The 25094-nt window shown below is 64.3% G+C and carries 27 protein-coding genes; 10 read left to right on the plus strand and 17 right to left on the minus strand.

Translation table 11 applies throughout. From position 1 onward, the window contains the following. Positions 1–43 precede the first annotated feature (43 nt). A complete protein-coding gene (locus RQH62_RS11565) occupies positions 44–1039 on the plus strand; it encodes a hypothetical protein (protein ID WP_311268908.1) in 996 nt (331 codons plus the stop codon). Positions 1040–1041: 2 nt separating this feature from the next. Here the strand turns inward: RQH62_RS11565 and RQH62_RS11570 are convergent, their stop codons facing one another. Further along, complete coding sequence (locus tag RQH62_RS11570; protein WP_311268909.1) at positions 1042–1413, minus strand: hypothetical protein; 372 nt, start codon at positions 1411–1413, stop codon at positions 1042–1044. Further along, entirely contained in the window at positions 1410–1595 is a 186-nt protein-coding gene (locus tag RQH62_RS11575; RefSeq protein ID WP_056692447.1) for a hypothetical protein, read from the minus strand. Before RQH62_RS11575 ends, RQH62_RS11570 begins: the two co-directional genes overlap by 4 nt. A gap of 115 nt (positions 1596–1710) precedes the next feature. On the opposite strand from RQH62_RS11575, the gene RQH62_RS11580 reads away from it, so the two are divergent. Together RQH62_RS11580 and RQH62_RS11585 are read left to right on the plus strand one after the other, a co-directional pair. Further along, entirely contained in the window at positions 1711–2391 is a 681-nt protein-coding gene (locus RQH62_RS11580; RefSeq protein ID WP_311268910.1) for a S24 family peptidase, read from the plus strand. 81 nt (positions 2392–2472) lie between these two features. Beyond that, positions 2473–3390: an XdhC family protein gene (locus RQH62_RS11585; protein ID WP_311268911.1), complete on the plus strand. Its 918-nt coding sequence runs from the start codon at positions 2473–2475 to the stop codon at positions 3388–3390. Positions 3391–3617: 227 nt separating this feature from the next. On the opposite strand, the gene RQH62_RS11590 is transcribed toward RQH62_RS11585, so the two are convergent. The 4 genes from RQH62_RS11590 to RQH62_RS11605 form a co-directional block, all read right to left on the minus strand. After that, on the minus strand, positions 3618–3803 hold the full coding sequence (locus RQH62_RS11590; protein ID WP_311268912.1) for a CstA-like transporter-associated (seleno)protein: 186 nt from the start codon (positions 3801–3803) through the stop codon (positions 3618–3620). Then, positions 3800–5848, minus strand: a complete 2049-nt coding sequence (locus tag RQH62_RS11595) for a carbon starvation CstA family protein (protein WP_311268913.1) — start codon at positions 5846–5848, stop codon at positions 3800–3802. The genes RQH62_RS11590 and RQH62_RS11595 overlap by 4 nt, the downstream gene beginning before the upstream one ends. An 86-nt stretch (positions 5849–5934) precedes the next feature. Next, complete coding sequence (locus tag RQH62_RS11600) at positions 5935–6327, minus strand: DoxX family membrane protein (protein ID WP_311268914.1); 393 nt, start codon at positions 6325–6327, stop codon at positions 5935–5937. A gap of 5 nt (positions 6328–6332) precedes the next feature. Then, positions 6333–6776, minus strand: coding sequence for a pyridoxamine 5'-phosphate oxidase family protein (locus RQH62_RS11605; protein ID WP_311268915.1), 444 nt, complete (start codon positions 6774–6776; stop codon positions 6333–6335). A gap of 124 nt (positions 6777–6900) precedes the next feature. On the opposite strand from RQH62_RS11605, the gene RQH62_RS11610 reads away from it, so the two are divergent. After that, the gene (locus RQH62_RS11610) at positions 6901–7452 is read left to right on the plus strand and encodes a 2'-5' RNA ligase family protein (protein ID WP_311268916.1); all 552 of its coding nucleotides are present in this window, start codon (positions 6901–6903) and stop codon (positions 7450–7452) included. Positions 7453–7606: 154 nt separating this feature from the next. Here RQH62_RS11610 and RQH62_RS11615 read toward each other — a convergent pair whose 3' ends face one another. From RQH62_RS11615 to RQH62_RS11655, 9 genes are all read right to left on the minus strand, one after another. Next, the gene (locus RQH62_RS11615; RefSeq protein WP_311268917.1) at positions 7607–7909 is read right to left on the minus strand and encodes an alkylphosphonate utilization protein; all 303 of its coding nucleotides are present in this window, start codon (positions 7907–7909) and stop codon (positions 7607–7609) included. Positions 7910–7915: 6 nt separating this feature from the next. Further along, positions 7916–8563, minus strand: a complete 648-nt coding sequence (gene yihA / locus RQH62_RS11620; RefSeq protein ID WP_311268918.1) for a ribosome biogenesis GTP-binding protein YihA/YsxC — start codon at positions 8561–8563, stop codon at positions 7916–7918. A gap of 42 nt (positions 8564–8605) precedes the next feature. Then, positions 8606–10306, minus strand: coding sequence for a membrane protein insertase YidC (gene yidC / locus RQH62_RS11625; protein WP_311268919.1), 1701 nt, complete (start codon positions 10304–10306; stop codon positions 8606–8608). A 33-nt stretch (positions 10307–10339) separates the two neighbouring features. Further along, positions 10340–10552, minus strand: coding sequence for a membrane protein insertion efficiency factor YidD (yidD, locus tag RQH62_RS11630; RefSeq protein ID WP_311268920.1), 213 nt, complete (start codon positions 10550–10552; stop codon positions 10340–10342). Continuing rightward, the gene (gene rnpA, locus RQH62_RS11635) at positions 10549–10977 is read right to left on the minus strand and encodes a ribonuclease P protein component (protein ID WP_311268991.1); all 429 of its coding nucleotides are present in this window, start codon (positions 10975–10977) and stop codon (positions 10549–10551) included. Before rnpA ends, yidD begins: the two co-directional genes overlap by 4 nt. Before the next feature lie 35 nt (positions 10978–11012). Continuing rightward, positions 11013–11147, minus strand: a complete 135-nt coding sequence (gene rpmH / locus RQH62_RS11640; protein WP_021317369.1) for a 50S ribosomal protein L34 — start codon at positions 11145–11147, stop codon at positions 11013–11015. A gap of 238 nt (positions 11148–11385) precedes the next feature. After that, positions 11386–12150, minus strand: a complete 765-nt coding sequence (locus tag RQH62_RS11645; protein ID WP_311268921.1) for a DsbA family protein — start codon at positions 12148–12150, stop codon at positions 11386–11388. 2 nt (positions 12151–12152) lie between these two features. After that, positions 12153–13502: a M48 family metalloprotease gene (locus tag RQH62_RS11650; RefSeq protein ID WP_311268922.1), complete on the minus strand. Its 1350-nt coding sequence runs from the start codon at positions 13500–13502 to the stop codon at positions 12153–12155. 127 nt (positions 13503–13629) lie between these two features. After that, a complete protein-coding gene (locus RQH62_RS11655) occupies positions 13630–16374 on the minus strand; it encodes a ribonuclease E/G (RefSeq protein ID WP_311268923.1) in 2745 nt (914 codons plus the stop codon). A gap of 536 nt (positions 16375–16910) precedes the next feature. On the opposite strand from RQH62_RS11655, the gene RQH62_RS11660 reads away from it, so the two are divergent. Both RQH62_RS11660 and RQH62_RS11665 read left to right on the plus strand, forming a co-directional pair. Further along, positions 16911–18191: an N-acetylmuramoyl-L-alanine amidase gene (locus tag RQH62_RS11660; RefSeq protein ID WP_311268924.1), complete on the plus strand. Its 1281-nt coding sequence runs from the start codon at positions 16911–16913 to the stop codon at positions 18189–18191. A gap of 206 nt (positions 18192–18397) precedes the next feature. Continuing rightward, positions 18398–20941, plus strand: a complete 2544-nt coding sequence (locus tag RQH62_RS11665; RefSeq protein WP_311268925.1) for a transglycosylase domain-containing protein — start codon at positions 18398–18400, stop codon at positions 20939–20941. Positions 20942–20981: 40 nt separating this feature from the next. On the opposite strand, the gene RQH62_RS11670 is transcribed toward RQH62_RS11665, so the two are convergent. Continuing rightward, positions 20982–21620 carry an FkbM family methyltransferase gene (locus RQH62_RS11670; RefSeq protein ID WP_311268926.1) on the minus strand — a complete coding sequence of 213 codons (639 nt, stop codon included), beginning with the start codon at positions 21618–21620 and terminating at the stop codon, positions 20982–20984. Between the two features lie 128 nt (positions 21621–21748). Continuing rightward, entirely contained in the window at positions 21749–22165 is a 417-nt protein-coding gene (locus tag RQH62_RS11675) for a hypothetical protein (protein ID WP_311268927.1), read from the minus strand. Positions 22166–22455: 290 nt separating this feature from the next. Here RQH62_RS11675 and prfB point away from each other — a divergent pair, with 290 nt between their 5' ends. The 4 genes from prfB to RQH62_RS11695 all read left to right on the plus strand — a co-directional run bounded on the left by prfB (position 22456) and on the right by RQH62_RS11695 (position 25019). Continuing rightward, positions 22456–23583: a peptide chain release factor 2 gene (gene prfB / locus RQH62_RS11680; RefSeq protein ID WP_311268928.1), complete on the plus strand. Its 1128-nt coding sequence runs from the start codon at positions 22456–22458 to the stop codon at positions 23581–23583. Beyond that, complete coding sequence (locus RQH62_RS11685; protein WP_311268929.1) at positions 23583–24302, plus strand: methyltransferase domain-containing protein; 720 nt, start codon at positions 23583–23585, stop codon at positions 24300–24302. Before prfB ends, RQH62_RS11685 begins: the two co-directional genes overlap by 1 nt. A 103-nt stretch (positions 24303–24405) precedes the next feature. Beyond that, positions 24406–24720, plus strand: coding sequence for a PilZ domain-containing protein (locus RQH62_RS11690; RefSeq protein WP_311268930.1), 315 nt, complete (start codon positions 24406–24408; stop codon positions 24718–24720). Positions 24721–24767: 47 nt separating this feature from the next. After that, entirely contained in the window at positions 24768–25019 is a 252-nt protein-coding gene (locus tag RQH62_RS11695; protein ID WP_311268931.1) for a hypothetical protein, read from the plus strand. Positions 25020–25094: the final 75 nt, after the last annotated feature.

Genomic DNA, 25094 nt, shown 5'->3' on the forward strand with positions numbered 1-25094 from the left:
GTTGAACAAAAAGGTGTCGGCAGGCGTAGACAGGAAGCGGGGGATGGCGCTGGCGGCTTTGGCCGGTCTGGCGGTCGCCCTGCTGTTCCTGTGGACGCCGGTCGGCCTGGTCGAAATGCTTGTGGCGTCGAGTGGCCTGAGCGAAGCGCTGCCGGCCGCAGCGCCCCCGCTGGGGTTGAAGGCGCGACTGATCATGGCAGGTTTCGCCGGATTGATGGCGGTGGGCATTGTTGGCCTGACGCGCCGCGATCCGGGCGTTCCGGCCCTTGAAGATGAAACAGGACGTGCCAAACGCGTCCAGGGAGCAAGAAAAATGGGTTTCGCATTCTCCAAGCTGACTGCACTGGCCCGTGGCCGCGCCGCGCCCGAACCGGACATGCCGGTTCTGCGCCGCGCCGATGCACATCCCGATGCGCCATCGCGCCCGCCCATCTTCGCCAGCCGCGACTTCGACGGGCTGGATATCTTTCCCAGGACCGAATCGGGCCGTCGCCCGCTGGTGACGCAGCGCGAACCGGAACGCGACACCGTCGTGCCATTGGGTAATCTGGCCATGCCCAGCGCGCCGATGCCGCTGGCGGAAGAACAATTGCCCCAGCCCGCCTTCCTGCGCCCGGCCGGCCCGTTTGCCGTGCCGACGCTAGTGCAGGATGATCTGGCGGACGAGATCGAGGACGAAGCTGTCGTCGAGGATATCGTCGCCGAAATCCCGGAGCCGGTCTGGACGGCGCCGGTGGCGGCCCCCATCTCTCCGGCCATGGCCTCGTCGATCCCCGCTGCCCTGTCCGCGCCCGAACCGGCCGTCGAACCGGCCCGCCCGGCGCCGTTGCCGACCCATGGCCTGTCGATCACCGAGCTGACCGACCGGCTGGAACGCGGCCTCGCCCACCGGTCGCGCAAGATGAGCGCACCGGCCGGCACCATCGCCGACATGCCGGTCGCCCCGGCGGTCCCGGTCCGCGCCAGCGTAGAGCAGGATCAGGATGAAGCGCTGCGCGCCGCGCTGGGTGCGCTGCGCTCCATGGCCAGCCGACGCTGATCCTACCAGTCTTCGACCGTCAGGGCCGACAGGTCCAGCCATTGGCCCTGATCGTCGCTGCCGTCGCGATCCACGAAGATATCGCCGACGAAATAGCCTGACAGCGTCCATTCGGCTTCAGGCAGTTCCTCCAGCAACCGCTCGCGGCGGACCTGCGCATCCGGCCCGGTCAGGCGCAGGCTGATGACATGGCGGCGGCCCTGGAACAGGGCGCTGGCCCAGGGGCGGCTGACCGCCCGCTCGATCATCGCGGGCTGGCCCGCTCTGGCGAGCAATTGCACCAGCAGGGCGGGTAACGGATCGTCCCGCCTTTTTCCTATTGCTTGATTTCGGATGATTTTCGCACTCGTGAAGCGGTGATCGGCGCTTGTCATTGTTGAACGCTCCTGCAATAGTTGTTCATGAAATGTTCTACACGTCTCCGCACCCGATCGCCGGGTTCCCGGCCAAGGCGCAGGTCGAAGACCAGGCGCGGATCGCGCGCGCAATCGCGTCCGAACCGGGTTGGCGGCATGTCATGTTCACGCAGGAACCGTTCGATCATGGGCAGCAGCATGGGCCTTCTTCTCCCCCGTCAATGCGACTCGCCCGCTGCGAGTCGATAGGTATATTCCTATCTCAAACTCAATTTCCTACTTGTCTAGGAAAATTCCTATCATTATGGACTGGATATGGATGAATCGCAGCACGCCCGGATCGCGCTGGATCGGCTGATTGCCGAGCGCGGGGAAAATTATGCCGATCTGTCCCGGCTGATCGGTCGCAATCCCGCCTATATCCAACAATTCATCAAGCGTGGCACGCCGCGCAAGCTGGATGAGGCGGATCGGCGGGTGCTGGCGCGCTATTTCGGCGTGCCCGAACAGATTCTGGGCGGGGCCGAAGGTTCATTGGCCATCGTGCAATCCACGCCGTCCCGGATGCGCGGCATGCCGGCCGTGGTGACGGTGCCGCGTCTGGCGCTGGGTGCGTCGGCAGGGCAGGGGTCGCTGGACGAGGATGAGCAGGCGGCGGGCGTGATGGCGTTTGATGCACGCTGGCTGCGGCAGTTGGGCGTCAGGCCGCAGCGCGTGTCGATCATCCGGGTCGATGGCGAATCCATGGCGCCCACGCTCAACGACGGCGACGATATCATGGTCGATCATGAGGATGATGCCGGCCGGTTGCGCGACGGCGTCTATGTGCTGCGGCTGGACGGGGTGCTGATGGTCAAGCGCATCGCCATGGGGCCGCGGCGCGGCTGGTTCAGCGTGGTCAGCGACAATCCCCATTATCCCGATTGGACCGATATCGATCCGGCGCTGGTGGATATTGTCGGCCGGGTCGTCTGGAGCGGCAGGCGCCTGCATTAAATAGACAATGCCCGCTTCCCATATGGGACACGGATGCTGAGGCCAGCGTTGATGGCGCCATGACTGGCCGGGGAGTTTCAGTTGAACGATAATGGTGCGGTGATCCGCAAGGCGATCGAATGGCGCGGCGCGCCCATGGCGCTGGCGACGGTGGTGTCGACCTGGGGATCGGCGCCGCGTCCGCGCGGCAGCCATATGATCGTGCATCGCGATGGCCGGTTCGAAGGCAGCATTTCCGGCGGCTGCGTGGAAAGCGCCGTTCTGCAACGCGCGGCCGAGGTGATGGAGGGGCGACCTGCGCATGTCGAATTATATGGCGTGGCCGATGGCGATGCCTGGGAGGTTGGCCTGCCCTGCGGCGGGGAGATTGCCGTGCTGGTCCAGCCGGTGGGCGAAGCGGGCTTTCCCCCTGACCTCTTCGCCCAGATCGCGATGGCAAGCGAGGCGGGACGCGCGCTTACGCTGGCGACCGATCTGGCCAGCGGCGTCACGCGCGCGGAGGCGAAAGATGGCCATTTCCTCAACCGCTATGATCCGCCGCGCCGCCTGCTGATCGTGGGTGCGGTGCAGATTGCGCAAAGTCTGGTGCCGCTGGCACAGGCGATCGGGGTGACGCCGGTGGTGATCGACCCGCGCGGTCGCTTTCTGACGGCCGAGCGTTTCCCCGGCGTCGAACTGGACGATCGCTGGCCGGACGAGGCGGTGGCGGCCCGACTGCCGGGCGAATCGACGGCGGTGGTGGTGTTGAGCCACGATATCAAGATTGACGATCCCGCGCTGGTCGCTGCGCTGCGGGCGCCGACCGGCTATATCGCCGCGCTGGGATCGCGCCGCAGCCATGCCGCGCGGCTGGAGCGGCTGGCGGCGATGGGTTTCACGGCGATGGAGCAGGCCCGCATCGACGGCCCGGCCGGCATCGATATCGGTGCCATCGGTCCGGCGGAAATCGCCCTGTCGATCAGTGCGGGGATGGTCGCGGGCTTCAACGCGCGGGGATAGCTGGCATGGGTGCCCCCCGCCGCAAGGGATGGACAGGGGGCACATCCTCTACGCTGTCGGGCACAAAGGATGGCGCGCCCTAGCAAAGCGACGGAAGCGATCAATACCCCCAAAGGTGTATTTTTGAAATTTCTGGTCGTTGATTTGGATTTTACGGTCGTAATATTACGAACATTGCAATGTATGTCAGTCCGAAAAATCGTTAACAGATTGTTTCTGTGGTAGTTTCAGCAGCAGCGTCCGCCATTTTTACCGCCATAGCGGGCCTCCTGCCGGTCGCGAAAAAATTCTGTCCGATTCATGGCTGGACGATCGGGATGATGCACGGCCATGTGGCGCAGATAGGCGTCATAGTCGGGCAGACCGACCATGAGTCGCGCGGTGCGGCGCGCGATGTCGAGCCAGCCGTTCATTCCGCCGGCACCAGTTGCGAGGGGATTTCCCGCGCAGTGGGCGCAGCGATGCGCCGGGCGGCAAGGCAGGTCTTCACGGTGAAGAACAGCAGCGAGAGCACCACCGCCAGGAACAGCGCCACCAGCGCGGCATCGACCCGGTCGTTGAAGATGATCCGCTGCATTTCCGCCATCGACTTGGCCGGGCTGAGTACCTCACCCGCATCCGCCGCCGCACTGAACTTCGCCGCATGGGCCAGGAAGCCGACCTTCGCATCGGCGGAAAAGAGTTTCAGCCAGCCCGCCGACAGGGTGCAGATCAGCAGCCAGGCCGCCGGCACCATCGTCACCCACGCGAACCGATCCCGCTTCATGCGGAACAGGACGGCGGTGCCCAGCATCAGCGCGATCGCCGCGAGCATCTGGTTGGAAATGCCGAACACCGGCCACAGGGTATTCACCCCGCCCAGCGGGTCGGTGACGCCCTGATAGAGGAAGAAGCCCCAGGCCGCGACGCACAGGCCGGTGGCGACGATGCCGGGCACATGGCTCTTCGTTTCCTTGAAGCTGGGCACGGCCAGCGCGATCAGATCCTGCAACATGAAGCGGCCGGCGCGGGTGCCTGCATCAACGGCCGTCAGGATGAACAAAGCCTCGAACAGGATCGCGAAATGATACCAGAAGGCCTTCATCGCGGGGCCGCCGACGACATGGCTGAAGATTTCCGCCATCGCCACCGCCAGCGTCGGCGCGCCGCCCGCCCGGCTGATGATCGTATGTTCGCCGACATCCTTGGCCGTCTGGGCGATCAGGTCGGGCGAGATCGGGAAGCCCATGGCAGTGACGGCGGCTGAAGCGCTCGCCGCGTCGGTGCCGATCAGCGCGGCCGGGCTGTTCATCGTGAAATAGATGCCGGGATCGAGGATCGAGGCGCCGACCAGCGCCATGATCGCCACGAACGCCTCCATCAGCATCGCACCATAGCCGATCATCGGCGCATGACCTTCGCTGGCGATCAGCTTGGGCGTGGTGCCGCTGGAAATGAGGGCGTGGAAGCCGGACACCGCTCCGCAGGCGATGGTAATGAACAGGAAGGGGAACAGGCCGCCCGACCAGACCGGGCCATTGCCGCCGACAAACTGGGTAACGGCGTGCATCTTGAGCGGCGGCGCCATGATGACGATGCCGATTGCCAGCGCGGCGATGGCCCCGATCTTCAGGAAGGTCGACAGATAATCGCGCGGCGCCAGCAGCAGCCACACCGGCAGGACGGAAGCCACCGCGCCATAGCCGATCAATATCCAGCACAGTTGAACGGGCGTGAAGGTGAAGGCCGGCCCCCAGACCGGCGACTCCGCGATCGCCTGCCCATAGACGATGGCGGCGAGCAGACCGATCAGCCCCAATATCGACACTTCCCCGATCCGGCCCGGCCGTATCCAGCGCGTATAGGCGCCCATCGCCATGGCCAGCGGCACGGTGGCCGCGACGGTGAACATGCCCCACGGGCTTTCGGCGAGCGCCTTGACCACGATCAGGGCCAGCACCGCCAATATGATGACCATGATCATGAAGGCGCCGAACAGTGCGATCGTGCCGGCGACCTGCCCCATTTCCATGCGGATGAGTTCGCCCAGCGACTTGCCGTCGCGGCGCATGGAGATGAACAGGACCATGAAGTCCTGCACCGCGCCCGCCAGCACCACGCCGAAGATGATCCAGAGCGTGCCGGGCAGATAGCCCATCTGCGCCGCCAGCACCGGGCCGACCAGCGGCCCTGCGCCCGCGATCGCCGCGAAATGATGGCCGAACAGGACCGTCTTGTCGGTCGCGACATAGTCGAGGCCATCGGCGCGACGGATCGCTGGGGTCGGCCGCGACGGGTCGAGCCGCATCACATGGCGGGCGATATAGAGGGCGTAACAGCGATAGGCGACCAGGAAGCAGCTGACCGCCGCGACGACGATCCACAGTGCATTGACGGCCTCGCCGCGCGATACCGCCACCACGGCCAACGCGACCGCGCCGAGGATGGCGGTCAAAATCCAGGGAATGTGCCGGGTCATGCCGCCTCGTCGATGCCAGATTGGTTGTTCAGGAGTGAACGGCCACCCTAAGCTGCTGGCCCTGAAAGACAACCTGCTACGGGCTGCTACCTTCGTCGGAAGGGCCAGTCGATGACGGCGCCGGCCCAGAGCGCCCACCAGATGATAATCGGTTGCAGCACAAGGCGCGGGCCATGATACCACCAGCTCAGATGCACGCCGCCCAACGCTATATCGTTCAGCGCGTGGTTGATATTGGCTGGCCAGACGCACAGGGCATAGAGCGCCAGTCCGACCCCGGCGGCGCGGCGCAAAGGCTGGATCATCAGGCCGATCGCGCCAGCCAGTTCGGCAACGCCCGTCAGCGCCACGACCAGCGCGGGTGCGGGCACCCAATCGGGTGTGATCGCGACAAAGCCAGCCGGTCGCGTCAGGTGCGCGACACCGGCCAGCGCATAAAGGACGGCAAGCGTGATGCGGGCGATCGTCCTGACGCGCATCCCGATCAATGCATCACGTCGATTTCCAGTTCACCCTCATCCTGCCCGTCCCAATAATGGGCGCGCTCGGCATGGACGCGGATCATCACCAGACCGGGCGTATCGACGCCATCCTCGAACCAGAGTTCGAGATCGGGATTCCAGTGATCGACAAACAGGCTTCGGTCGCGGATCAGCGACGCATGGCCCTCCAGCGCGATGAACAGCGGGCGCTGGCTGAACAGGCCGCTCTTGCCGTGGAAGGACAGGCTGACGCGGGGGTCGCGCTCGATATCCCGTACCATCAGCGTATCTTCGGTGGTGAAATAATAGCTGTCCCCGCCATGGGCGACATCCTGATTGTTGCTCATCGGCCGGGCGCCGATATGGCCGTCCTCTGTATGGGTCGACAGCATCGCAAAATCGATATGCTGCATCTTCTCGGACAGGCTGGCGATTGTGTGCTGCATGGGCCTCACTCCTTTCCTCCATCAGGTCTTAACGCAGGATAGGGCGATTCGGGTTCCTGACCGAATCGACACAAAGGGAAATAGAACATATAAGGAACATATTGTGTGATTCGGGAATCGTGATATGGGCCGCCGGGCTGCCCCCACCTATCGCCTGTTCTTTGCTGTAAAGCCGCCGCTGGTCGTCGCGCGGCAGATCGACCATTATGCAGAAATATTGGCGGGCGGGGCCGACCGCATATTGCCCGCGCACCAGCATGTGACGCTCGGCATTTCCGCCGATGTGCCGACTTATCCACAGGCGCTGATCGAAACGTTGCAGGGCGCGGCGACGCGAATCATGGCCGATCCCTTCGACCTGCTGCTCGATCGGCTGAGCTATGGCGGGCGGTCGGCGGCGCTGCGCCCGTCCCGCAGCAATGTGGCGCTGGCCCGGTTGCAGCGGCAGGTTGCCGACACACTGAAACGGTCGGCAACCCCGCCGCGCGAAGACTGGTCCTTCAGCCCGCACCAGACGCTCTTCTATCGCGACGGTCCGCCGCGGCAGCGCCGCATCGACGGCTTTGGCTGGCGGGTGGACGAACTGGTGCTGGTGTGCAGCCATGTCGGCCGCACCCGGCATGAGACGGTCGGCACATGGAAGTTACAGGGCGACGCGCAATATAGTTTGTTTTGAGGGGCTGGAGTTGAGGAGCAATATGCCCCTCCCGCCTGCGGGAGGGGTAGCGAGACTTATGCGCGTAGCGCGTTAGTCGCAGTGGGGTGGGCTGTCGTGACGTCTAGCCCACCCCCTAGCCCCCTCCCGTAAACGGGAGGGGGAACATATTCCCTCACCGCTTGCGCACGAACTCCGCGCGCAACACCAGCCCCTTGATGCCGTCGTAGCGGCAGTCGATTTCCTGCGCGTCGCCGGTCAGGCGGATCGACTTGATCAGCGTACCGCGCTTCAATGTCTGGCCCGCGCCCTTGACGGTCAGATCCTTGATCAACGTCACCTGATCTCCATCGGCCAGCAAATTGCCGACCGAATCGCGCACCTCCACGGCGTCGGATGCATCCGGCTGCGCAGCGGCATCAGCAGCGCTGATCCATTCGCCGCTGGCTTCGTCATAGACATAATCGTCGTCGGCCATGGCGGCTTATCCCTGACTGACGGCTTCCAGAACCGCAGCGCGCAGTTCGGGGATGCCCATGCCCTTTTCGCTCGACGTCGCGATGATGTCGGGATGGGCGGCCGGGCGCTTGCGGATCGCGTCGGCGGTCTTCTGCGTCACGGCGGCCAGTTCGCTCGCCTTGATCTTGTCGCTCTTGGTCAGGACGATGCGATAGCTGACCGCCGCGCCATCCAGCATGTCCAGCATGTCGGTATCGACATCCTTGATGCCATGGCGGCTGTCGATCAGCACCAGCGCGCGCTTCAATGCCGCGCGCCCGCGCAGATAGTCGTTCACCAGAAACTTCCACTTGCGCACGATATCCTTGGGCGCCTTGGCATAGCCATAGCCCGGCATGTCGACCAGCCGGAAGCGCAGCGGCTCACCCACGTCGAAGAAGTTCAATTCCTGCGTGCGCCCCGGCGTGTTGGACGTGCGCGCCAAGCCATTGCGATTGGTCAGCGCGTTCAGCAGCGATGATTTGCCCACATTGGACCGGCCGGCAAAGGCGACTTCATTCACCGCCATGTCCGGCAGGAAATCCAGCGTCGGCGCGGATTTGAGGAAGGCGATGGGGCCGGAAAAGACCTTGCGGGCTTCCTCGATCAGGGCGGTGTTGTCTTCTTCTGTCATAATCGAAAAATCCTCCCCCTTTCGGGGGAGGATCTCATATCCTTACTTCGCCGTCGCGGGGGCAGGGACCGGGTGCTTGCGATAAAGCCACCATTGCTGCGCCATCGACAGGCAGTTGTTGGTGATCCAGTAGACCAGCAGGCCCGCCGCGAACGGCGCCATGATGAACATCATCATCCACGGCATGATCGAGAAGATCTGCTGCTGCATCGGGTCCATCTGGGCCGGGTTCAGCTTGAACTGGAAGTACATGCTGATGCCGAGCAGCAGCGCCAGCACACCGATCGCCAGGAAGGAGGGCGGGGTGAAGGGCAGCAGGCCGAACAGGTTCAGGATGTGCAGCGGATCGGGCGCGGACAGATCCTTGATCCACAACACGAAGGGCTGGTGACGCATTTCGATCGTCAGCTGCAGCACCTTGTAGAGCGCGAAGAAGATCGGAATCTGGATGAAGATGGGCAGACAGCCGGCGAGCGGGTTCACCTTCTCCTGCTTGTACAGCTCCATCATCTTGACCTGAAGCTGCTGCTTGTCGTCCTTATATTTTTCCTGGAGCAGCTTCATCTTGGGCTGCACCGCGCGCATGGCCGCCATGCTGGCGAACTGGCGCTGGGCAACCGGGAACATGAGTGCGCGGACGCAGAAGGTGAGGCAGATGATCGCCACGCCGAAATTGCCGAGCGTTTCGAACAGCCAGTGAAGCAGCGCGAAGATCGGCTGTTCGAACCAGTAGAACCAGCCCCAGTCGATCGCGCGGTCGAACAGTGGGACGCCGGCACGCTCATAGGCTTGCAGCGTCTTCACTTCCTTGGCGCCCACGAACAGGCGGATGGACTGGGTCGCGGCCTTGCCGGGGGCCAGCATGGTCGAGCCAAGCGCGGCGTCGGCCTGATATTGGGTGCCGGCACCTTTACGGAACTGGCCGGCGAAGTCGGCGTCGGTGGCCGGGACCAGCGCGGACAGCCAATATTTGTCGGTGAAGCCGATCCAGCCGCCCTTGGACTGGAAGCTCTGGGTCGACGGACCCTTGTCCAGATCCTTGTAATTCACGTCATAATTGGCGGCGCCGTTGAACACGCCCATCGGGCCGACATGGATGGTCCAGGTGTCGGGATCCTTGGGAATGCCATTGCGGCTGATATAGCTGTAAGGCTTCACGCCGACCGCGCCGGCGCCCGTGTTCGACACCTTCTGCGCGGCGGAGATCATGTAATTCTCGTCCACCGACAGGCGGATTTCGAAGGTCTGGCCGGCACCGTTGTTCCAGGTCAGTATGACAGGGGTGGTCGGCGTCAGGGCGCTGCCCTGCGCGGTCCAGACCGTGTCCTTGTTCGGCGTCTTGAGGCCCTCGCCCTGCCAGCCAAAACCGGCGAAATAGGCGTCTGCGGTGCCGCTGGGGCTGTAGAGGCGGACGGCGGGCGAATCCTTGGCGATCGTCTCGCTGTAGGTCGGCAGCACGATATCGTCGATGCGCGCGCCCTTCAGGTTGATGGAGCCGGTCAGCTTGGGCGTGCGGATCGGTACGCGCGGGCTTTCCTTCAGCACGATCGCGCGGTCGCGAATCACGCCGGCGCCATCGGCCGTGTCGGTGCCGGGGGCGGCGACCGGCGTGGTCTTGCCGCCTTCGATCTTCGTGACGGGCGGATTGGCCGCCGGGAAGACATAATGTGAAACATAGGGCCAGCCGAACAGGATCGCTGCGGTCAGCAGCACCGCCAGAATGATATTCTTCTTATCGTCCACTGTGTTCGGCTCCGCCGTCTTATGTCTATATCGTCAGGGAACGGGATCGTAGCCCGAGCCGCCCCATGGGTGGCATCGCATTAGCCGCTTGAACCCCAGCCAGCTACCCTTGATCGCGCCATATTTGCGCACGGCCTGAATTCCATATTCGGAACAGGATGGAGCATAGCGGCAGGTAGGGGGCAGAATGCGCGAAGGGCCGACCTGCCAGAAGCGCGCGATCAGAATCAGCAGGCGGGCGATCACGCCCCATTTTCCTGCTTGTGCGTCTGTTTCTGCTGGTCGCGGGACGGCCGGCCTCGGCCTCTGGTCTTGCCGCCAGTGCGGGAGGGATCGCGCGGCGGGTCGATCGGGCGCGCCATGATCTTGCCCAGCGCCTTGCCCAATTCGGCATGCAGCAGGCTGAAATCGCGCTCGATCCCGCCATCCCGGCCGATCAGCACATGATCCGCCCCGGCGATGCCATGCAGCGGCAGCAGCTCACGCGCCAGGACGCGAAAACGGCGCTTCATCCGATTGCGGATGACAGCGCCGCCTACTTTCTTGGTGACCGTGATGCCATAACGCATCGCCGGATCGCCGTCGCCACGCTCACGCACCAGCAGGACAAAGCCCGGCATCGGCGCGCGGCGTCCGCGATTCGCCGCCAGAAAATCCGCGCGCCGGACCATCATGGCCGGCGCAGCAGCATTTTCGGGCGTTGAAATCAGGCGCTCAGGCTCTTGCGGCCGCGCGAACGGCGTGCGCGAATCACATTGCGGCCGCCGGGGGTCGCCATGCGAGCGCGGAAACCGTGACGGCGCTTCCGAACCAGATTGCTCGGCTGAAAAGTGCGCTTCATCGTTCATTCCTCAAAAACAAATAGAGAATCAGGCGTGACAAAAAAGGGCCGCCAAACAGCGGCCGCCAGTCAGGGGGCGTCCGATAGGCAAAAGGGGGGGGGAAGTCAATGGCAGCTGGCAGGATTCATAGGCCGTTCGTGCTGAGTAGGGGCTGAGCTTGTCGAAGCCCCGTATCGAAGCATCCTTCGATACGCCATTTCGACTTCGCTCAATGGCTACTCAGGACGAACGGGCTATTCACTTCCCCCGCGCGCTCGCCACGCCGTCCTTCAGCGCATCAAAGCCCACCGCGCCGTTCAGCACCTGACCGCCGATCACGAAGGTCGGGGTGCCGCTGGCCTGCAATTTCTGGGCGAGCGCGATGTTGGACTGGATCTCCGCATCATATTTGCTGGATGCGATAGCCGATTCGGCTTCCGACCTGGTCAGGCCCGCCTTGGCGGCGGCGGCAAGGATCGTGTCGCGCGTCACCTTGCCCGCGCCGTAGAGCGCGCGATGATAGGGCATATATTGCCCACGCTCTGCGGCGAGGAGCGACACCTTGGCCGCGTCGCTGCTGGCTTCCGACAGGATCGGCAGTTCGCGATAGACGACCTTCACCTTCGCGTCCGAACCCACCAGCTTGGCCAGATCGGGGAGCGAGGCGCGGCAATAGCCGCAGGCATAGTCGAAAAATTCGACCACGGTGACGTCGGCATTGGCCGCGCCTTCCCAGGCGCCCGCATAGGGGGTTTCGAGCGTGCTGCGGCTGGCGTCGATCGTGCTCGACATGCGCTTGGCCTGCAACTTCTCCACCGCCTGCGGGATGATCTCGGGATGCTCCAATATATAATCGTGCACAATCTTCTCGATCGCGGCCTTATCGGTCGCGTTGACGCTGGCGGGAGCCTGCGCGGCCAGTGCGACGCCGGCAATTGCGGTCAGGGCGAGGGCGCCGAGGGTCATCTGTATGGTCCTGTTGGAAAGGGCCGCGCGAAAGCTGGGCCGGGTCTGATCTGTCATATCTATCTTTTCTTGCGCTGCTGTTCGATCGCGGCGCGGGAGGTCATCGCGATATCCTGCGCCCGCAGATAGTCAACCGTGCCGGCCTGCAATCCCTGCATCGCCGCGTCCGCGCTGCGCAGCGCCATCGGGTGCTGGCCCATCATCGCATAGCGTTCCGCCGTCGCCAGCGCGGCGCGCGGCGTGTCGCCGCGCCGTTCGTACACGACGCCCAGCTGATACCAGGCGAAGGGATTTTCCCGGTCGCGCTGCACGGCCAGGCGCAGCACCTGCTCGGCCTCGGCGAAATTGCTCTCATCCTCGGTCGCGATCAGCGCGTGGGACAGCAGCACCGAAATGAGCGGCTGGTTGGTGATCTTCACCGCTTCCCGCAACGGCGTGACCGCATCCTTCGGTCGGCCGCTTTCCAGCAATATCTGGCCCTTCAACTCCAGGAAATAGGGGTCGTGCGGCGCGGCGGCGAGCAGCGCATCGGCCTCCTCCAGCGCCTTTTGCGGATAGGCGCTCTTATGCCAGGCATAGGCCCGCGCATAATGGGCGGGGATCGACTGGTCGCTCTCCGGATATTTCTGCAAGGTCTGGGTCGGTTCGGACACGAAGCCGATCAGCTTCGCCTTGATCCGCTCGAACCGCGCCTCCAGCGCCTTGTCCACCGGCCGGTCCCAGGCCGGATCGACGGTATAGACCTCGCGCAACACACTGATGCGTTCGCCCGACAGAGGGTGAGTGCGGCCGTAACTATTGTCCTGCGGAATCGCGAGGCGATATTCCTGATTTTGCAGCTTCTTGAAGAATTCGAGGCTGCCCCTGCCGCTGAGGCCCGCCGCCGACAGATAGCGCGCGCCAGCCAGATCGGCGGAGCTTTCCTGCCCGCGCGAAAAGGCCAGATATTTGCTCATGCCGACCTGCTGGCCCAGCCCCATCAGGCCCATGCCCGCTTCCGCGCCGCCCGCCGCGATTGCCGCCGCGCCCAGCACCAGACTCAATATGGTGACGCTGGTGGCTTCCTTGATGCCTTCGCCCGACCGGATGACATGGCCGCCCTCGATATGGCCCAGTTCATGCGCCACCACGCCCTGCAACTGGTTCACATTGTCGGCCTGCGCGATCAGCCCGCTATGCACCCAGACATATTGGCCGCCCGCGACGAAGGCGTTGATCTCCGGGTCGTTGATGACCATCACCTGGACGTTTTTCGGCTCCATGCCAGCCGCCTTGACCAGCTGGCCCGACATGTCGGCCATGAAGGATTCGGTTTCGGCGTCGCGCAGGATGGACTGCGCCATGGCTGGCCGCGCCATCAGCGCGAGCGATGCCAGCAGGACGGCGAAGAATTGCAACAGGCGCATCATGGATTGGGGCCGATGCCGTGCCCGCCCTGAACCGGCCGTGAAGCGCGGTGCAATGAAAAGCGCCGCTGCGCACCGGTCGGGACCGGAAGGGCAGCGGCGCTTATTCATCAGCTATGGCGTCCTGGGCTTACTGGCCGAAGGTGCGCTGCCACCAGCCGCGGCGTGGTTCGCCATTATCGCCTTCGCCTTCTTCGCCGGCACCGGCGGTTTCAGCGACAGGCGCGTCCGGGGCGGCGTCTACGATGGCTTCGGAAGCGGGCGCTGCGGCTTCCGCTTCAGCCGCGATGACATCGGCCTTCTTGCGACGGGTGCGCTTGGGCTTGGCCGGCGCTGCTTCGACGGGCGCTTCCTCGGCGACCGATGCCACTTCGGCTGCGGGCGCGGCTTCAGCGGCGACATCCGCCTTCTTGCGACGGGTACGCTTGGGCTTCGCCGGTGCTTCCTCAGCGACGGCTTCGGCAGGCGCCTCCACCGGTGCGACAGGGGCTTCAACCTCAGCCACGACCACCTCGGCAGCAGGCTCGGCCTCTACCTTCTTGCGAGCGCGGGGGCGACGACGGGTCTTGGGCGCTTCCTCAGCCGGGGCTTCGGGTGCGATTTCGACCACTGGCTCGGCTGCGGCTTCCGCGACGGGCTCTTCCACCGATTCGGCCTCAGCGGCTTCCGCTTCGCTCGACACGGCGTCCTCGCCACCTTCGCGACGGCGACGGCCACCACGACGACCACGACGACCACGACGGCGAGCGCCACCTTCTTCCTCGTCACCGGCAGCAGCGGCCTCGACAGGCGCCTCGGTCACTTCCTCGGCCTGCTCGGCGTCCTCGGCTTCGTCCTCGGCCTGCTCGGCAGCTTCCTCGGCGCCTTCGACGGCGTTTTCGTCGCGCTGGCCACCACGACGGCGACGACGGCGACGGCGACGGCGGCCGCCATCCCGATCCTCGTCACCACGCTCGCCGCGCGGAGCGCGTTCCTCACGCTCGGACTCAGCTTCGGCTTCGGCCTCCTCGACCTCTTCCTCTTCTTCCTCCTCGATGACGTCCAGATCGTCATCCTCTTCGGGCAGCGGCGCATAGGTCACGACGCGCTCCGGGCGCGGGCCGCTGGCCTCGACCGACATGCGGGCGCCCTCGATCTCGCCATCGGGCAGGACTTCGATCCGCACGCCATAGCGCTGTTCGATCTCGTCCAGTTCGGCGCGCTTGTTGTTGAGGACGTAGAAGGCCGCTTCCTGGCTGGCGCGCAGCGTGATCAGGCTGCCGCGACCGCGCGCCGCTTCCTCTTCCAGCATGCGCAGCGCGCCCAGGCCCGCCGACGATGCGGTGCGGACCAGGCCGGTGCCTTCGCAATGCGGGCACTGGCGGGTGGACGCTTCCAGCACGCCGGTGCGCAGGCGCTGGCGGCTCATTTCCATCAGGCCAAAGCCCGAAATGCGGCCGACCTGAATACGGGCGCGATCGTCCTTCAACGCCTCCTTCATCGCTTTCTCGACCTTGCGGATGTTGGAGTTCACCTCCATGTCGATGAAGTCGATCACGACCAGACCTGCCATGTCGCGCAGGCGCAACTGACGTGCGATTTCACGCGCGGCTTCCAGATTGGTCGCAACGGCGGTCTGCTCGATGCCATGTTCGCGGGTCGACCGGCCCGAGTTGATGTCGATCGACACCAGAGCCTCGGTCGGGTTGATGACCAGATAGCCGCCGGACTTCAGCTGCACGACGGGATTGTACATCGCCGCCAGCTGTTCCTCGACGCTGGCGCGCTGGAACAGCGACACCGGATCGGCATATTGTTTAACCCGCCGGGCGTGACTCGGCATCAGCAGGCGCATGAAGTCCTTGGCGGCCTTATAGCCATGCTCGCCCTCGACGATCACTTCCTCGATATCCTTGTTGTAGATATCGCGGATCGCCCGCTTGATGAGGTCGCTGTCGTTGTGGATCAGCTCTGGTGCAGCGGCCTGCAACGTTTTCTCGCGAATCTCGTCCCACAGGCGGGCGAGATAGTCGAAGTCGCGCTTGATCTCCGGCTTGGTGCGCTGGAGACCGGCGGTGCGCACGATGCAGCCCATCGACGAGGGCAGCGCCATTTCGGCGATGATCGTCTTCAACCGCTTGCGGTCGGCGGCGTTCGAAATTTTGCGCGAAATGCCGCCACCATGGCTGGTGTTGGGCATCAGCACGCAATAGCGACCCGCCAGCGACAAATAGGTGGTCAGCGCTGCGCCCTTGTTGCCGCGCTCTTCCTTGACGACCTGGACCAGCAGCACCTGTCGGCGCTTGATGACGTCCTGGATCTTGTAGCGGCGGCGCAACGCCATGCGCTTGCGGCGCAGTTCGTCGGCGGCATCGTCGCCGCCCCGGCCACGACCGCGTCCACCGCCACGACGGTTGCCGCGCCCGGAATCGGCTTCGCCCGATTCGCTGGTTTCGCCACCCTCGGCCTGCTCGCCTTCTTCCTCATCGTCATGATGATGGCTGGCCTCGACATATTCGACGCCGCCTTCGGGCGCGACATGATCGTGATGATCATGATCGTCGTCTTCATCGTCATAATCGGCGCGCAGCGCGGCTTCTTCTTCCGCATGGGCGCGCTCTTCGCGCAGCAGCGCTTCGCGGTCCTCGCGGGGAATCTGGTAATAATCCGGGTGGATTTCGCTGAAGGCCAGGAAGCCGTGGCGGTTGCCGCCATAATCGACGAACGCCGCCTGGAGCGATGGCTCCACGCGGGTCACCTTGGCCAGATAGATATTGCCCTTGAGCTGCTTGTGCTCAGCGGATTCGAAGTCGAACTCCTCGATCCGGTTACCCTTGACGACCGCGACACGGGTTTCTTCCCGGTGGCGCGCATCGATCAGCATACGCATTGTCATGTAGTAATCTCCGGCGTGGGCGGGTCGCGACGCTGGGCCGCGACGCCACGCGATTGTGAAGGGACGGCCGGACGCGCTCCGTTAAGGGCGCGGGTGTCGGCGTCGTCCAGGTTTCAAAGGAAAGATGCGTGTCTGCTGCGTCGGCAGGGCCGGACAAAGCGCCGGGCCGCTCCATCCACGCCGCTACGCCCGTTGCCGGGGTCAGCGTGGAATGGAAATCTTGCCTCATGCAGCGTCAACCTGTTCATATCATCGGCGGGGGTGCGATCCCGCGACCGCCGATGCTTATCTCATTGCCCTGAAAGGCCCTCTCGATAAGGGCGGTCCTGTCAGGAATATGAATGGGTAGCAGTCAAATACCCATGGGGCAACGTCTGCCTGAAATATTGTGACGCGGTTGCCACATTTGACGCCACTCTGTCGCGATCCCGACTTTTCATGCTGAAGCCGTCGTTAACCGTCTCATTTTACGCGACTCACACGGCTGATGCTTAATCCGGAATTCAGCGTGGGGACGCTCAAGACGGAACATCGTCATGAAAATTGGCTGGACGGCCAACGGCCGTGCGTTGCACAAGCAGCGCATGTTCCAGAGCCTTGCCCTGGCAGGGATGATCATTGCGGCCGCTCCCGGCAGTGCGGGCGGCATCGCCGGAGTCGATGTACGGGACGATGATGTCGTCGTGCGCTTCGATGGCCGTATCGACGGTGCGTCGGCCTTCCTGCTGGATGCGCCGCGCCGGGTTGCGCTAGATATCGACGGCGCGCAGATGGGCCGTTTCCAGTTTGCGCCGGGCAAGGGCAGTATTGCCGCAGTGCGCCAGGGGCAGCTGAACAGCGGCACTGCGCGGGTGGTACTGGACCTGTCTTCCCCCGCGACGCTGGGCAATCTGCAAATGGCGCCGGACGGGAAGTCGCTCAGCTTCTCGCTTCAGGGCGTCAGCGATACGCGCTTCCGTAGTGAAGTCGGCAAGGGGCGCACCCGGTTCGACGCGCCGGTCGACATGGCCGCCCGTCCGCAAAAGCGCATCCATTCCATCACCGTGCCGATCCCGGCCGCCGCGCGCGGCGTGGCGCTGCCGGCGGTGGAAGGCGCGCATGACGGCGCCCGGCCGCTGGTGGTGATCGACGCCGGCCATGGCGGCCATGATCCGGGCGCGATCAACAAGGATAATGGCAAGCGCGAGAAGGACGTCACGCTCGCCATCGCTCAGGCGATTCGCGACCAGCTGGTGAAGTCCGGCCGGGTGCGGGTGGCGCTGACCCGCGACGACGACAAGTTTTTGGTGTTGCAGGAACGTTATGGCATCGCGCGCAAGCTGGGCGCGGACCTGTTTATCTCCATCCATGCCGACGCGGCGGAAAATACCGAAGCCCATGGCGCCACCGTCTACACCCTGTCTGAAACCGCATCCGACCGTGAGGCGGCCCGGCTGGCCGCGCGGGAGAACAAGGCCGATATCATCAACGGCGTGAACCTTGGTGGCCAGTCGGGCGACGTCTCCTCGATCCTGATCGACCTGACGCAGCGGGAATCGATGAACATCTCGGCCAGTTTCGCGCGCCTGCTCCAGCGGGAGGCCGCACCCTATGTGCCCTTCCGGAGCGCCTATCACCGCTTCGCCTCGCTGATGGTTCTCAAGGCGCCGGATACGCCGTCGATCCTGTTCGAAACCGGCTATATCAGCAATGAAGCCGACAGCGCCTTCCTCTCCTCGCGAGACGGGCAACAAAAGATCGCCCGTGGCGTCGCTCGCGCGATCGAAGTGCATTTCGCCCGCAAGCTGGCGATGCGCGACGGCACGGCGGGCGGATAAACTGTCCTATCGGCCGGGCTGCTGCCATCATGGCTGCGCCTTTCCGATAGGATCAGGCCCGCGCAATAAAATGTCCGAATCTGCGGGAAATGTGCGAAGTTAAGGGTGGGGGTGCCCGATGTATGGGCAGGGCCGATCGGCTGATGCGGCGGATCGCATCATCCGCACTGGCCTTGGCCGCAATTTGACCCTAGAGCCTCTTTCCCATGGAAGAGGCCCGTTCCGATACCGCCCCATCGTCTTTCGCCTATCGCCTGCGCCGCGACGCCGGGGGCTTTTTCAGTCGCTTGCGCCCGCTCTGGTCCCGGCGCCTGTTCCGCTGGGCGATCATCGCGCTGGGCGGGCTGCTGCTCGGCATGGGTCTGTTCTGGCTGATCTTCGCGCGCGGCCTGCCCGACGCGGCCACGCTGCTGGAATATGAGCCGCCGCTGCCGACCATCGTGCGCGACATCAATGGCCAGCCGGTCCACAGCTATGCCCGCGAACGCCGCGTCCAGCTGCAATATAGCGATTATCCGCAGCAGCTGATCCACGCCTATCTGGCGGCGGAGGACAAGACCTTCTTCGAACATCATGGCGTCGATATCCCCGGTTTCGCCGGCGCGGTGTTCGACTATGTCAGCAAGCTGGGCTCGGGCCAGCGCGCCCGTGGCGGCTCCACCATCACCCAGCAGGTGGCCAAGAATCTGCTGATCGGCGACGAATATTCGCCTACGCGCAAGGTGAAGGAAATGATCCTCGCCTACCGCATGGAAAATGTGCTGTCGAAACAGCAGATCCTCGAACTCTATCTCAACCAGATATTCCTCGGCCGGAACGCCTATGGCGTACAGGCCGCCGCGCGCGCCTATTTCGACAAGGACGTCGCCGATCTGCAACTGCATGAAATGGCCTATCTGTCGATCCTGCCCAAGGGACCGGCCAATTATCGCCCCGAAAGCGAAACCGGTCATGCCCGCGCGCTCGACCGCCGCAACTGGGCGCTGGGCGAAATGGAAAAAAATGGCTGGATCACGGCTGCCCAGCGCGACGCCGCCCGTGCCCAGCCGCTCGGCACCGTCGCCGCCCATGGCTCCAGCTTCGACGCCCGTGCCGGCGGCTATTATATGGAGGAAGTGCGTCGTCGCCTGATCCAGCTGTTCGGCGAAAAGGCGGAGGACGGCCCCAACAGCGTCTATGCCGGCGGCCTGTGGGTGCGCAGCCCCTATGATCCGGTGTTGCAGGACAATGTGGCGACCGCGCTGCGCAACGGCCTGTTGCGCTTCGATGCCGGGCGCGGCTGGTCCGGCCCGGTCGGCCATGTCAATGTCGACAATGGCTGGGAGCGGGAACTGGCCGCCAGCTATATCGACGTCGATTATGCCGAATGGCGCATCGCCGTCATCATCAGCCGCACCTCGACCGACGCGCAGATCGGCTTTGCCGATGGGTCGACCGGCACCCTGCCGGCCAGCGCCGCCAACACGCCCTATCGCAAGACCGGCGGCCCGGCCTTCTCCGCGATGAAGCCCGGCGACCTGATCGCCGTGGCGCGCAACGGATCGAGCTGGGCGCTACGCAACATTCCTGAAGTGTCGGGCGGCATGGTCGCGCAGGAAGTCCATTCCGGCCGTATCCGGGCCATGCAGGGCGGCTTCGATTCGCGCCTGTCCAGCTATAACCGCGCGACGCAGGCGCTGCGCCAGCCGGGGTCCACCATCAAGCCCTTCGTCTACGCCGCTGCGCTGGACGGTGGCATGACCCCGGCGTCGATCATCGTCGATGGTCCCTTGTGCGTCTATCAGGGCGCGGGCCTTGGCCAGAAATGCTTCCGCAACTTCTCTGGCGGTAGTGCCGGGCCGCAGACGATGCGCTGGGGCGTGGAACAGTCGCGCAACCTGATGACCGTGCGCGCTGCCAGCCAGACCGGCATGGACCGTGTCGTGCGCACCATCAAGAATATGGGCATCGGCGACTATCAGCCCTATCTCTCCTTCGCGCTGGGCGCGGGCGAGACGACGGTGGAGCGGATGGTCAACGCCTATGCGACGCTCGCCAATCAGGGGAAGCAGTTTCCGTCCAAGGTGATGGACTATGTGCAGGACCGTCGCGGCAAGGTGATCTGGCCCGAGCGTTGGCGCCCGTGCGATGGATGCAACATGGCGAACTGGGACGGCAAGCCCATGCCTCGATTTGGCATGGAGGGTAAGCAGGTCATGAACCCGATGACCGCCTATCAGGTCGTCCACATCACCGAAGGCGTGATCCAGCGCGGCACTGCGACGGTGCTGGCGGATCTCAAGCGTCCGCTGTTCGGCAAGACCGGTACCACCAACGGCCCGACAAATGTGTGGTTCGTGGGCGGATCGCCCGATATCGTCGCTGGCGTCTATATCGGTTACGATCAGCCACGCAGCCTTGGCGGCTGGGCGCAGGGCGGCCGCATCGCCGCGCCGATCTGGAAGGCGGCGATGACGCCGCTGCTGGAAACCATGCCCAAGACGCCCTTCGTCGCGCCGGCCGGCATCCGCATGGTCGCGATCGACCGTCGTTCGGGCAAGCGCGTCTATGGCGCATGGCCCGGCACCGACGCCAAGCCCGCAATCATCTGGGAAGCGTTCAAGCCCGAATCCGAACCGCGCCGCACCATCCGCAAGGAAGAGGCCGAGGAACAGGCCAAGGTCGCCGCCGCCCGCGCCGATCGCGCCATCTCTACCGGCCGCCGCCGTACCGACGCCGACTTCCTAGAAGGACAGGGCGGGATTTATTGAGGGGGGATCAAGGCCCTCATTCGATTATTCCCGCCTTCGTTCAGGCGGCGCGCATATAGACGGCATTGGATGGGGTCGAAGCGGCATATCGATAGCCATGGCCCGTCAGCAACCGATCGAGCGGCGCATAGGCCGGGTTGCCATAGGCCATTTCCACGCACACGACGCTTGGCCGCCAAAGGTCGAGCGCTGCCGTCTCCAGCACCGCAAGGTCATGGCCTTCCGCATCGACGGACAGCACCCCGTAATTTTTCGGCACATCATGCTTGCGCAGCAGGTCGCTCAGGGGCGCCGTCTGGACGTTGATCTTGACCGATCGCAGGCCGAAGGGGACGCCTTCCGGCGAGAGCGACGATCCCATCTGTAGCAAATCGCGGTCCGGTTCGTCGGTGACGAAAAACTCGGCCGTGCCGGCGACCGGCGCAATGGCCTTTTCCTCGACGACGACATTTGGCTTGCCCGCATAGATGTCGCGGCAATGTTGTGCGAACTTCGCAATCGGCTCGATCAGCAGCAGGCTCCAGCCCTTCTGGCCGAACAGCCAGCTATTGCTCCAGCTTTTCCCGTCATTGGCGCCCACATCAATGAAATAGGGCGCATAATCTTGTCCGCTGGCGCCAAGAACCGATGCGATGACGACATCCTCGTTAAACTGGCTGAAGCTCGCGTCGATTTGCATATCTTGCCTCCCATGGGTCCATTGCGCTTAGGGAGGGCAGGGGAGCGTGGCAAGATGGGCCACATGGCATTGGGCGCCCGGAGGCATGCGTCCGGGCAGTGCCGGATGAATGCCTCCGGGCAATATGGTTAGGCCGCCTTGCGCCGCGAGGGCTGGCCCAGTTCCATGTCCATCAACAACTGGACCGATCGCAGCGCACAGCAAAAGGTGCAGAGCACGGCGTCGCTGCAAGCATGGTCGAAAGGTGCGGTCCGCCGACCCTGCAACATATTGATCAGGCGATTCTCGTCATCGGACAGGGCAGTGCCCCGCCCCAGCCGCAACGGCCGCCCCAGCAAGGCGACGGTCAGGTCGAGCAGGCTGTCGATCGCCGGCAGCATCTGGCCGCAGCCATAATGGCCGAGCCGTGCGTAGAGAGCCGTCAACGTCGGCTGTTGCCGGCGGCGGGCCTGGCCCCAGCAGCGCACGGCATCAAGGAACAGGAACAGTGCCGAAGGGCTCTGGCGGGCGATCGCGGAATGGGCGGTCTTGTCGGTGGTCGTCATGGGATAGCCTTTATATGAAGCCTGTCCCCCTTTTGCCGCGCCGGCCGAACTGCGTCGGATCGACTCTGCGCGCGCCCCTGTTAGCGTCCTGATATGTCCTGAAAATTTCCGATTTGCGCGCGGTTCGCAATAGTCTGGCGGCGGTTTTTCGACGGACGGCATCACGGTTGCGACAAGGCAGGTGCTTGACGAGCGGCCATTTCCTCAGGAAGGACGGCCGTTCGACAAATCGGGGCCGAACGCCTAGTGACCTGTTCGACCGCCGAGGCGTGAAAGTTGGAGAATCAGTCATGCGCGCCGAAGCGCAGCAATATATCGACCGTATCGACGCCGCGCTGGCCCTGCTGCGCCAATCGCTGGACTGGGATCGCGCCCTGCGCCGCCTGGACGAGCTGAACGCGCGCGTCGAAGACCCGACCCTGTGGGACAATGCCAAGCTGGCGCAGGAAGTGATGCGCGAGCGCACCCGCCTCGACAGCGCGATCGGCGCGACCCGTGCGATCGGGACGGACAAGAGCGACACCGCCGAACTCATCGAAATGGCCGAGGCCGAGGGTGACGAGGATATGGTGGCCGAAGCGATCGCCTCCTTAAAGGCGCTGGCCGACCGCGCGGATGAGGACAAGATCAAGGCGCTGCTCTCCGGCGAGGCCGATGGCAGCGACACCTATCTGGAAATCCATGCCGGCGCCGGTGGGACCGAAAGCCAGGACTGGGCCGAAATCCTGTCCCGCATGTATCGCCGCTGGGCCGAACGGCGCGGCTACAAGGTGGAACTGGTCGACTATCAGTCCGGGGAAACCGCCGGCATCAAGTCTGCGACCTTCCTGATCAAGGGCGAGAATGCCTATGGCTATGCCAAGACCGAAAGCGGCGTCCATCGCCTGGTCCGCATCAGCCCCTATGACAGCGCGGCGCGTCGCCATACCAGCTTCTCGTCGGTCTGGGTCTATCCGGTGATCGACGACAATATCGATATCGAGGTCAAGGAAAGCGACCTCAAGATCGACACCTATCGCGCATCGGGCGCGGGCGGCCAGCACGTCAACACCACCGACTCCGCGGTCCGTATCACCCACGTTCCGTCGGGCATCATCGTGGCGTCGCAGAATGACCGGTCGCAGCACAAGAACCGCGCGACCGCGATGAATATGCTGAAGGCGCGCCTGTACGAAGCCGAGCTGCGCAAGCGCGAGGAAGCGGCCAATACCGATTATCAGGCGAAGACTGAAATCGGCTGGGGCCACCAGATCCGTTCCTATGTGCTGCAACCCTATCAGTTGGTGAAGGATCTGCGCACCGGCGTCACCTCGACCGCGCCCGACGATGTGCTGGACGGCGCGCTCGATCCCTTCATGGCGGCAGCGCTGTCGCAGAAGGTGACGGGCGAGAAGGTCGATGTGGAGGATGTCGACTGATGATCCGGGCGGTTCTGGCGGGCGCATTTCTCCTGCTTGCCGCCTGTGACCAGATGGGCGGTGGCAGGGAGGCTCAGCGTTCTACCGCCGCCGAACCCTTCCCGCTGGCAGACCGACCGGTCGCACCGATCGTGTCGACCCGCTGGTCGAGCGAGGAGGCGCGCGATCGCGTCAACGAGGCAGAGGACATCATGGATCGGGCGGGCATCCGTCCGGGCATGACCGTCGCTGACCTTGGTGCGGGCGAGGGCTATTATACGGTGCGCCTCGCCAAACGGGTGGGCGCGAGAGGCCGTGTCCTGGCTGAGGATATCATGCCGGAGGTGATCGAGGCCTTGTCGCGCCGCATCACCCGCGAGAAATGGGACAATGTCAGCGTGAAGCTGGGTGCGCCGGAAGACCCGCGCCTGCCCGAAAACAGCTTCGACCGTATCCTCATGGTCCATATGTATCATGAGATCGCCGAGCCTTACGCCTTTCTCTGGCATCTCAGTCCGGCACTGAAAAAGGATGGCGAACTGATCGTGGTCGATGCCAACCGGCCGACCGACCAGCATGGCACGCCGCCGCGCCTGCTCGCCTGCGAACTGGCCGCCATGGGCTTTCGCATGGAAGAACTGATCCCCAAGCCGACCGCCGGCGGCTATCTGGCGCGCTTTCGCCGCATCGCCGCGCGCCCTGATCCTGCCAGCATCGTGCCCTGCGCCTTTCAAGGCTGATCTGGTCAGGTCAATCTGGTCAGGGTTAATCCCGCCCTCATATCGCTTGTTGATCCCCCGGTTGCTGGCCCCGTCCTATCATGGCGAGCGGGAGGCAAAGAGCATGACCGATCGGGCAGGTATCACGGCCCTTGGCATGCGACCGCGCAGCGCGGCGCGCCATAAATTGTTCGAGCCGCTGGCGATCCGCCATGGCGGCTTGTCTTGTCGTGCCCATATGCTCGACCTGTCGGTGGGCGGCGCGCTGCTCCATGCCGATCATCCGCCGCCGGTTGGCGCGGCTGTCCTGATCGAGGGGCCGGAACTGACAGCGGGGGCCCATATCGTCTGGACGCGGGGCAAGCGGTTCGGCATCCGGTTCGACATGCCGCTCTGCGATCGCGCACTGCAATCCATGCTTGATCGCGGCATAGCTTGATCCGCTGCGACTTGCCCGTAATGGCCGCGCTGCGCTAGGCAGGGCCGATGCACTTTGATGACCAACTCCTGCGCTATTTCGGTACCACCGATCTCGACAGCCTGCCCGCAACGACGATCGAGGCCGGGATCGACCGGATGCGCGTCGATCTCGGTCTGGAAGAGGAGCGCGGCCGGCGATTCGCGCTCTGGTCGCTGCTTTACCTGCTGGGCGCTGCGCCCGATCTGGACGTCGCCTTCGAGGATGAGGCGGATCGGGAGGCGGCACGCAATTTCATGGACCTGACGGATCAGGCTTGATCGCTGCTCATCGGTCGATGAGTTTTGATGAAGCCCGCATCGCCCTCTTTCCTTACGCCCCTCGGCGGATAAGAG

The organism is Sphingobium sp. WCS2017Hpa-17, assembly GCF_031843765.1.
GTDB lineage: Bacteria > Pseudomonadota > Alphaproteobacteria > Sphingomonadales > Sphingomonadaceae > Sphingobium.

What these genes read in the sequence shown, in the direction of transcription:
- RQH62_RS11565 (WP_311268908.1), top strand. Translation starts at nt 44, where the DNA reads ATGGCGCTGGCGGCTTTGGCCGGTCTGGCGGTCGCCCTGCTGTTCCTG.
- RQH62_RS11570 (WP_311268909.1), bottom strand. Translation starts at nt 1,413, where the DNA reads ATGACAAGCGCCGATCACCGCTTCACGAGTGCGAAAATCATCCGAAAT.
- RQH62_RS11575 (WP_056692447.1), bottom strand. Translation starts at nt 1,595, where the DNA reads ATGCTGCTGCCCATGATCGAACGGTTCCTGCGTGAACATGACATGCCG.
- RQH62_RS11580 (WP_311268910.1), top strand. Translation starts at nt 1,711, where the DNA reads ATGGATGAATCGCAGCACGCCCGGATCGCGCTGGATCGGCTGATTGCC.
- RQH62_RS11590 (WP_311268912.1), bottom strand. Translation starts at nt 3,803, where the DNA reads ATGAACGGCTGGCTCGACATCGCGCGCCGCACCGCGCGACTCATGGTC.
- RQH62_RS11595 (WP_311268913.1), bottom strand. Translation starts at nt 5,848, where the DNA reads ATGACCCGGCACATTCCCTGGATTTTGACCGCCATCCTCGGCGCGGTC.
- RQH62_RS11600 (WP_311268914.1), bottom strand. Translation starts at nt 6,327, where the DNA reads ATGCGCGTCAGGACGATCGCCCGCATCACGCTTGCCGTCCTTTATGCG.
- RQH62_RS11605 (WP_311268915.1), bottom strand. Translation starts at nt 6,776, where the DNA reads ATGCAGCACACAATCGCCAGCCTGTCCGAGAAGATGCAGCATATCGAT.
- RQH62_RS11610 (WP_311268916.1), top strand. Translation starts at nt 6,901, where the DNA reads ATGGGCCGCCGGGCTGCCCCCACCTATCGCCTGTTCTTTGCTGTAAAG.
- RQH62_RS11615 (WP_311268917.1), bottom strand. Translation starts at nt 7,909, where the DNA reads ATGGCCGACGACGATTATGTCTATGACGAAGCCAGCGGCGAATGGATC.
- yihA (WP_311268918.1), bottom strand. Translation starts at nt 8,563, where the DNA reads ATGACAGAAGAAGACAACACCGCCCTGATCGAGGAAGCCCGCAAGGTC.
- rnpA (WP_311268991.1), bottom strand. Translation starts at nt 10,977, where the DNA reads ATGGTCCGGCGCGCGGATTTTCTGGCGGCGAATCGCGGACGCCGCGCG.
- rpmH (WP_021317369.1), bottom strand. Translation starts at nt 11,147, where the DNA reads ATGAAGCGCACTTTTCAGCCGAGCAATCTGGTTCGGAAGCGCCGTCAC.
- RQH62_RS11645 (WP_311268921.1), bottom strand. Translation starts at nt 12,150, where the DNA reads ATGACAGATCAGACCCGGCCCAGCTTTCGCGCGGCCCTTTCCAACAGG.
- RQH62_RS11650 (WP_311268922.1), bottom strand. Translation starts at nt 13,502, where the DNA reads ATGATGCGCCTGTTGCAATTCTTCGCCGTCCTGCTGGCATCGCTCGCG.
- RQH62_RS11655 (WP_311268923.1), bottom strand. Translation starts at nt 16,374, where the DNA reads ATGACAATGCGTATGCTGATCGATGCGCGCCACCGGGAAGAAACCCGT.
- RQH62_RS11660 (WP_311268924.1), top strand. Translation starts at nt 16,911, where the DNA reads ATGAAAATTGGCTGGACGGCCAACGGCCGTGCGTTGCACAAGCAGCGC.
- RQH62_RS11665 (WP_311268925.1), top strand. Translation starts at nt 18,398, where the DNA reads ATGGAAGAGGCCCGTTCCGATACCGCCCCATCGTCTTTCGCCTATCGC.
- RQH62_RS11670 (WP_311268926.1), bottom strand. Translation starts at nt 21,620, where the DNA reads ATGCAAATCGACGCGAGCTTCAGCCAGTTTAACGAGGATGTCGTCATC.
- RQH62_RS11675 (WP_311268927.1), bottom strand. Translation starts at nt 22,165, where the DNA reads ATGACGACCACCGACAAGACCGCCCATTCCGCGATCGCCCGCCAGAGC.
- prfB (WP_311268928.1), top strand. Translation starts at nt 22,456, where the DNA reads ATGCGCGCCGAAGCGCAGCAATATATCGACCGTATCGACGCCGCGCTG.
- RQH62_RS11685 (WP_311268929.1), top strand. Translation starts at nt 23,583, where the DNA reads ATGATCCGGGCGGTTCTGGCGGGCGCATTTCTCCTGCTTGCCGCCTGT.
- RQH62_RS11690 (WP_311268930.1), top strand. Translation starts at nt 24,406, where the DNA reads ATGACCGATCGGGCAGGTATCACGGCCCTTGGCATGCGACCGCGCAGC.
- RQH62_RS11695 (WP_311268931.1), top strand. Translation starts at nt 24,768, where the DNA reads ATGCACTTTGATGACCAACTCCTGCGCTATTTCGGTACCACCGATCTC.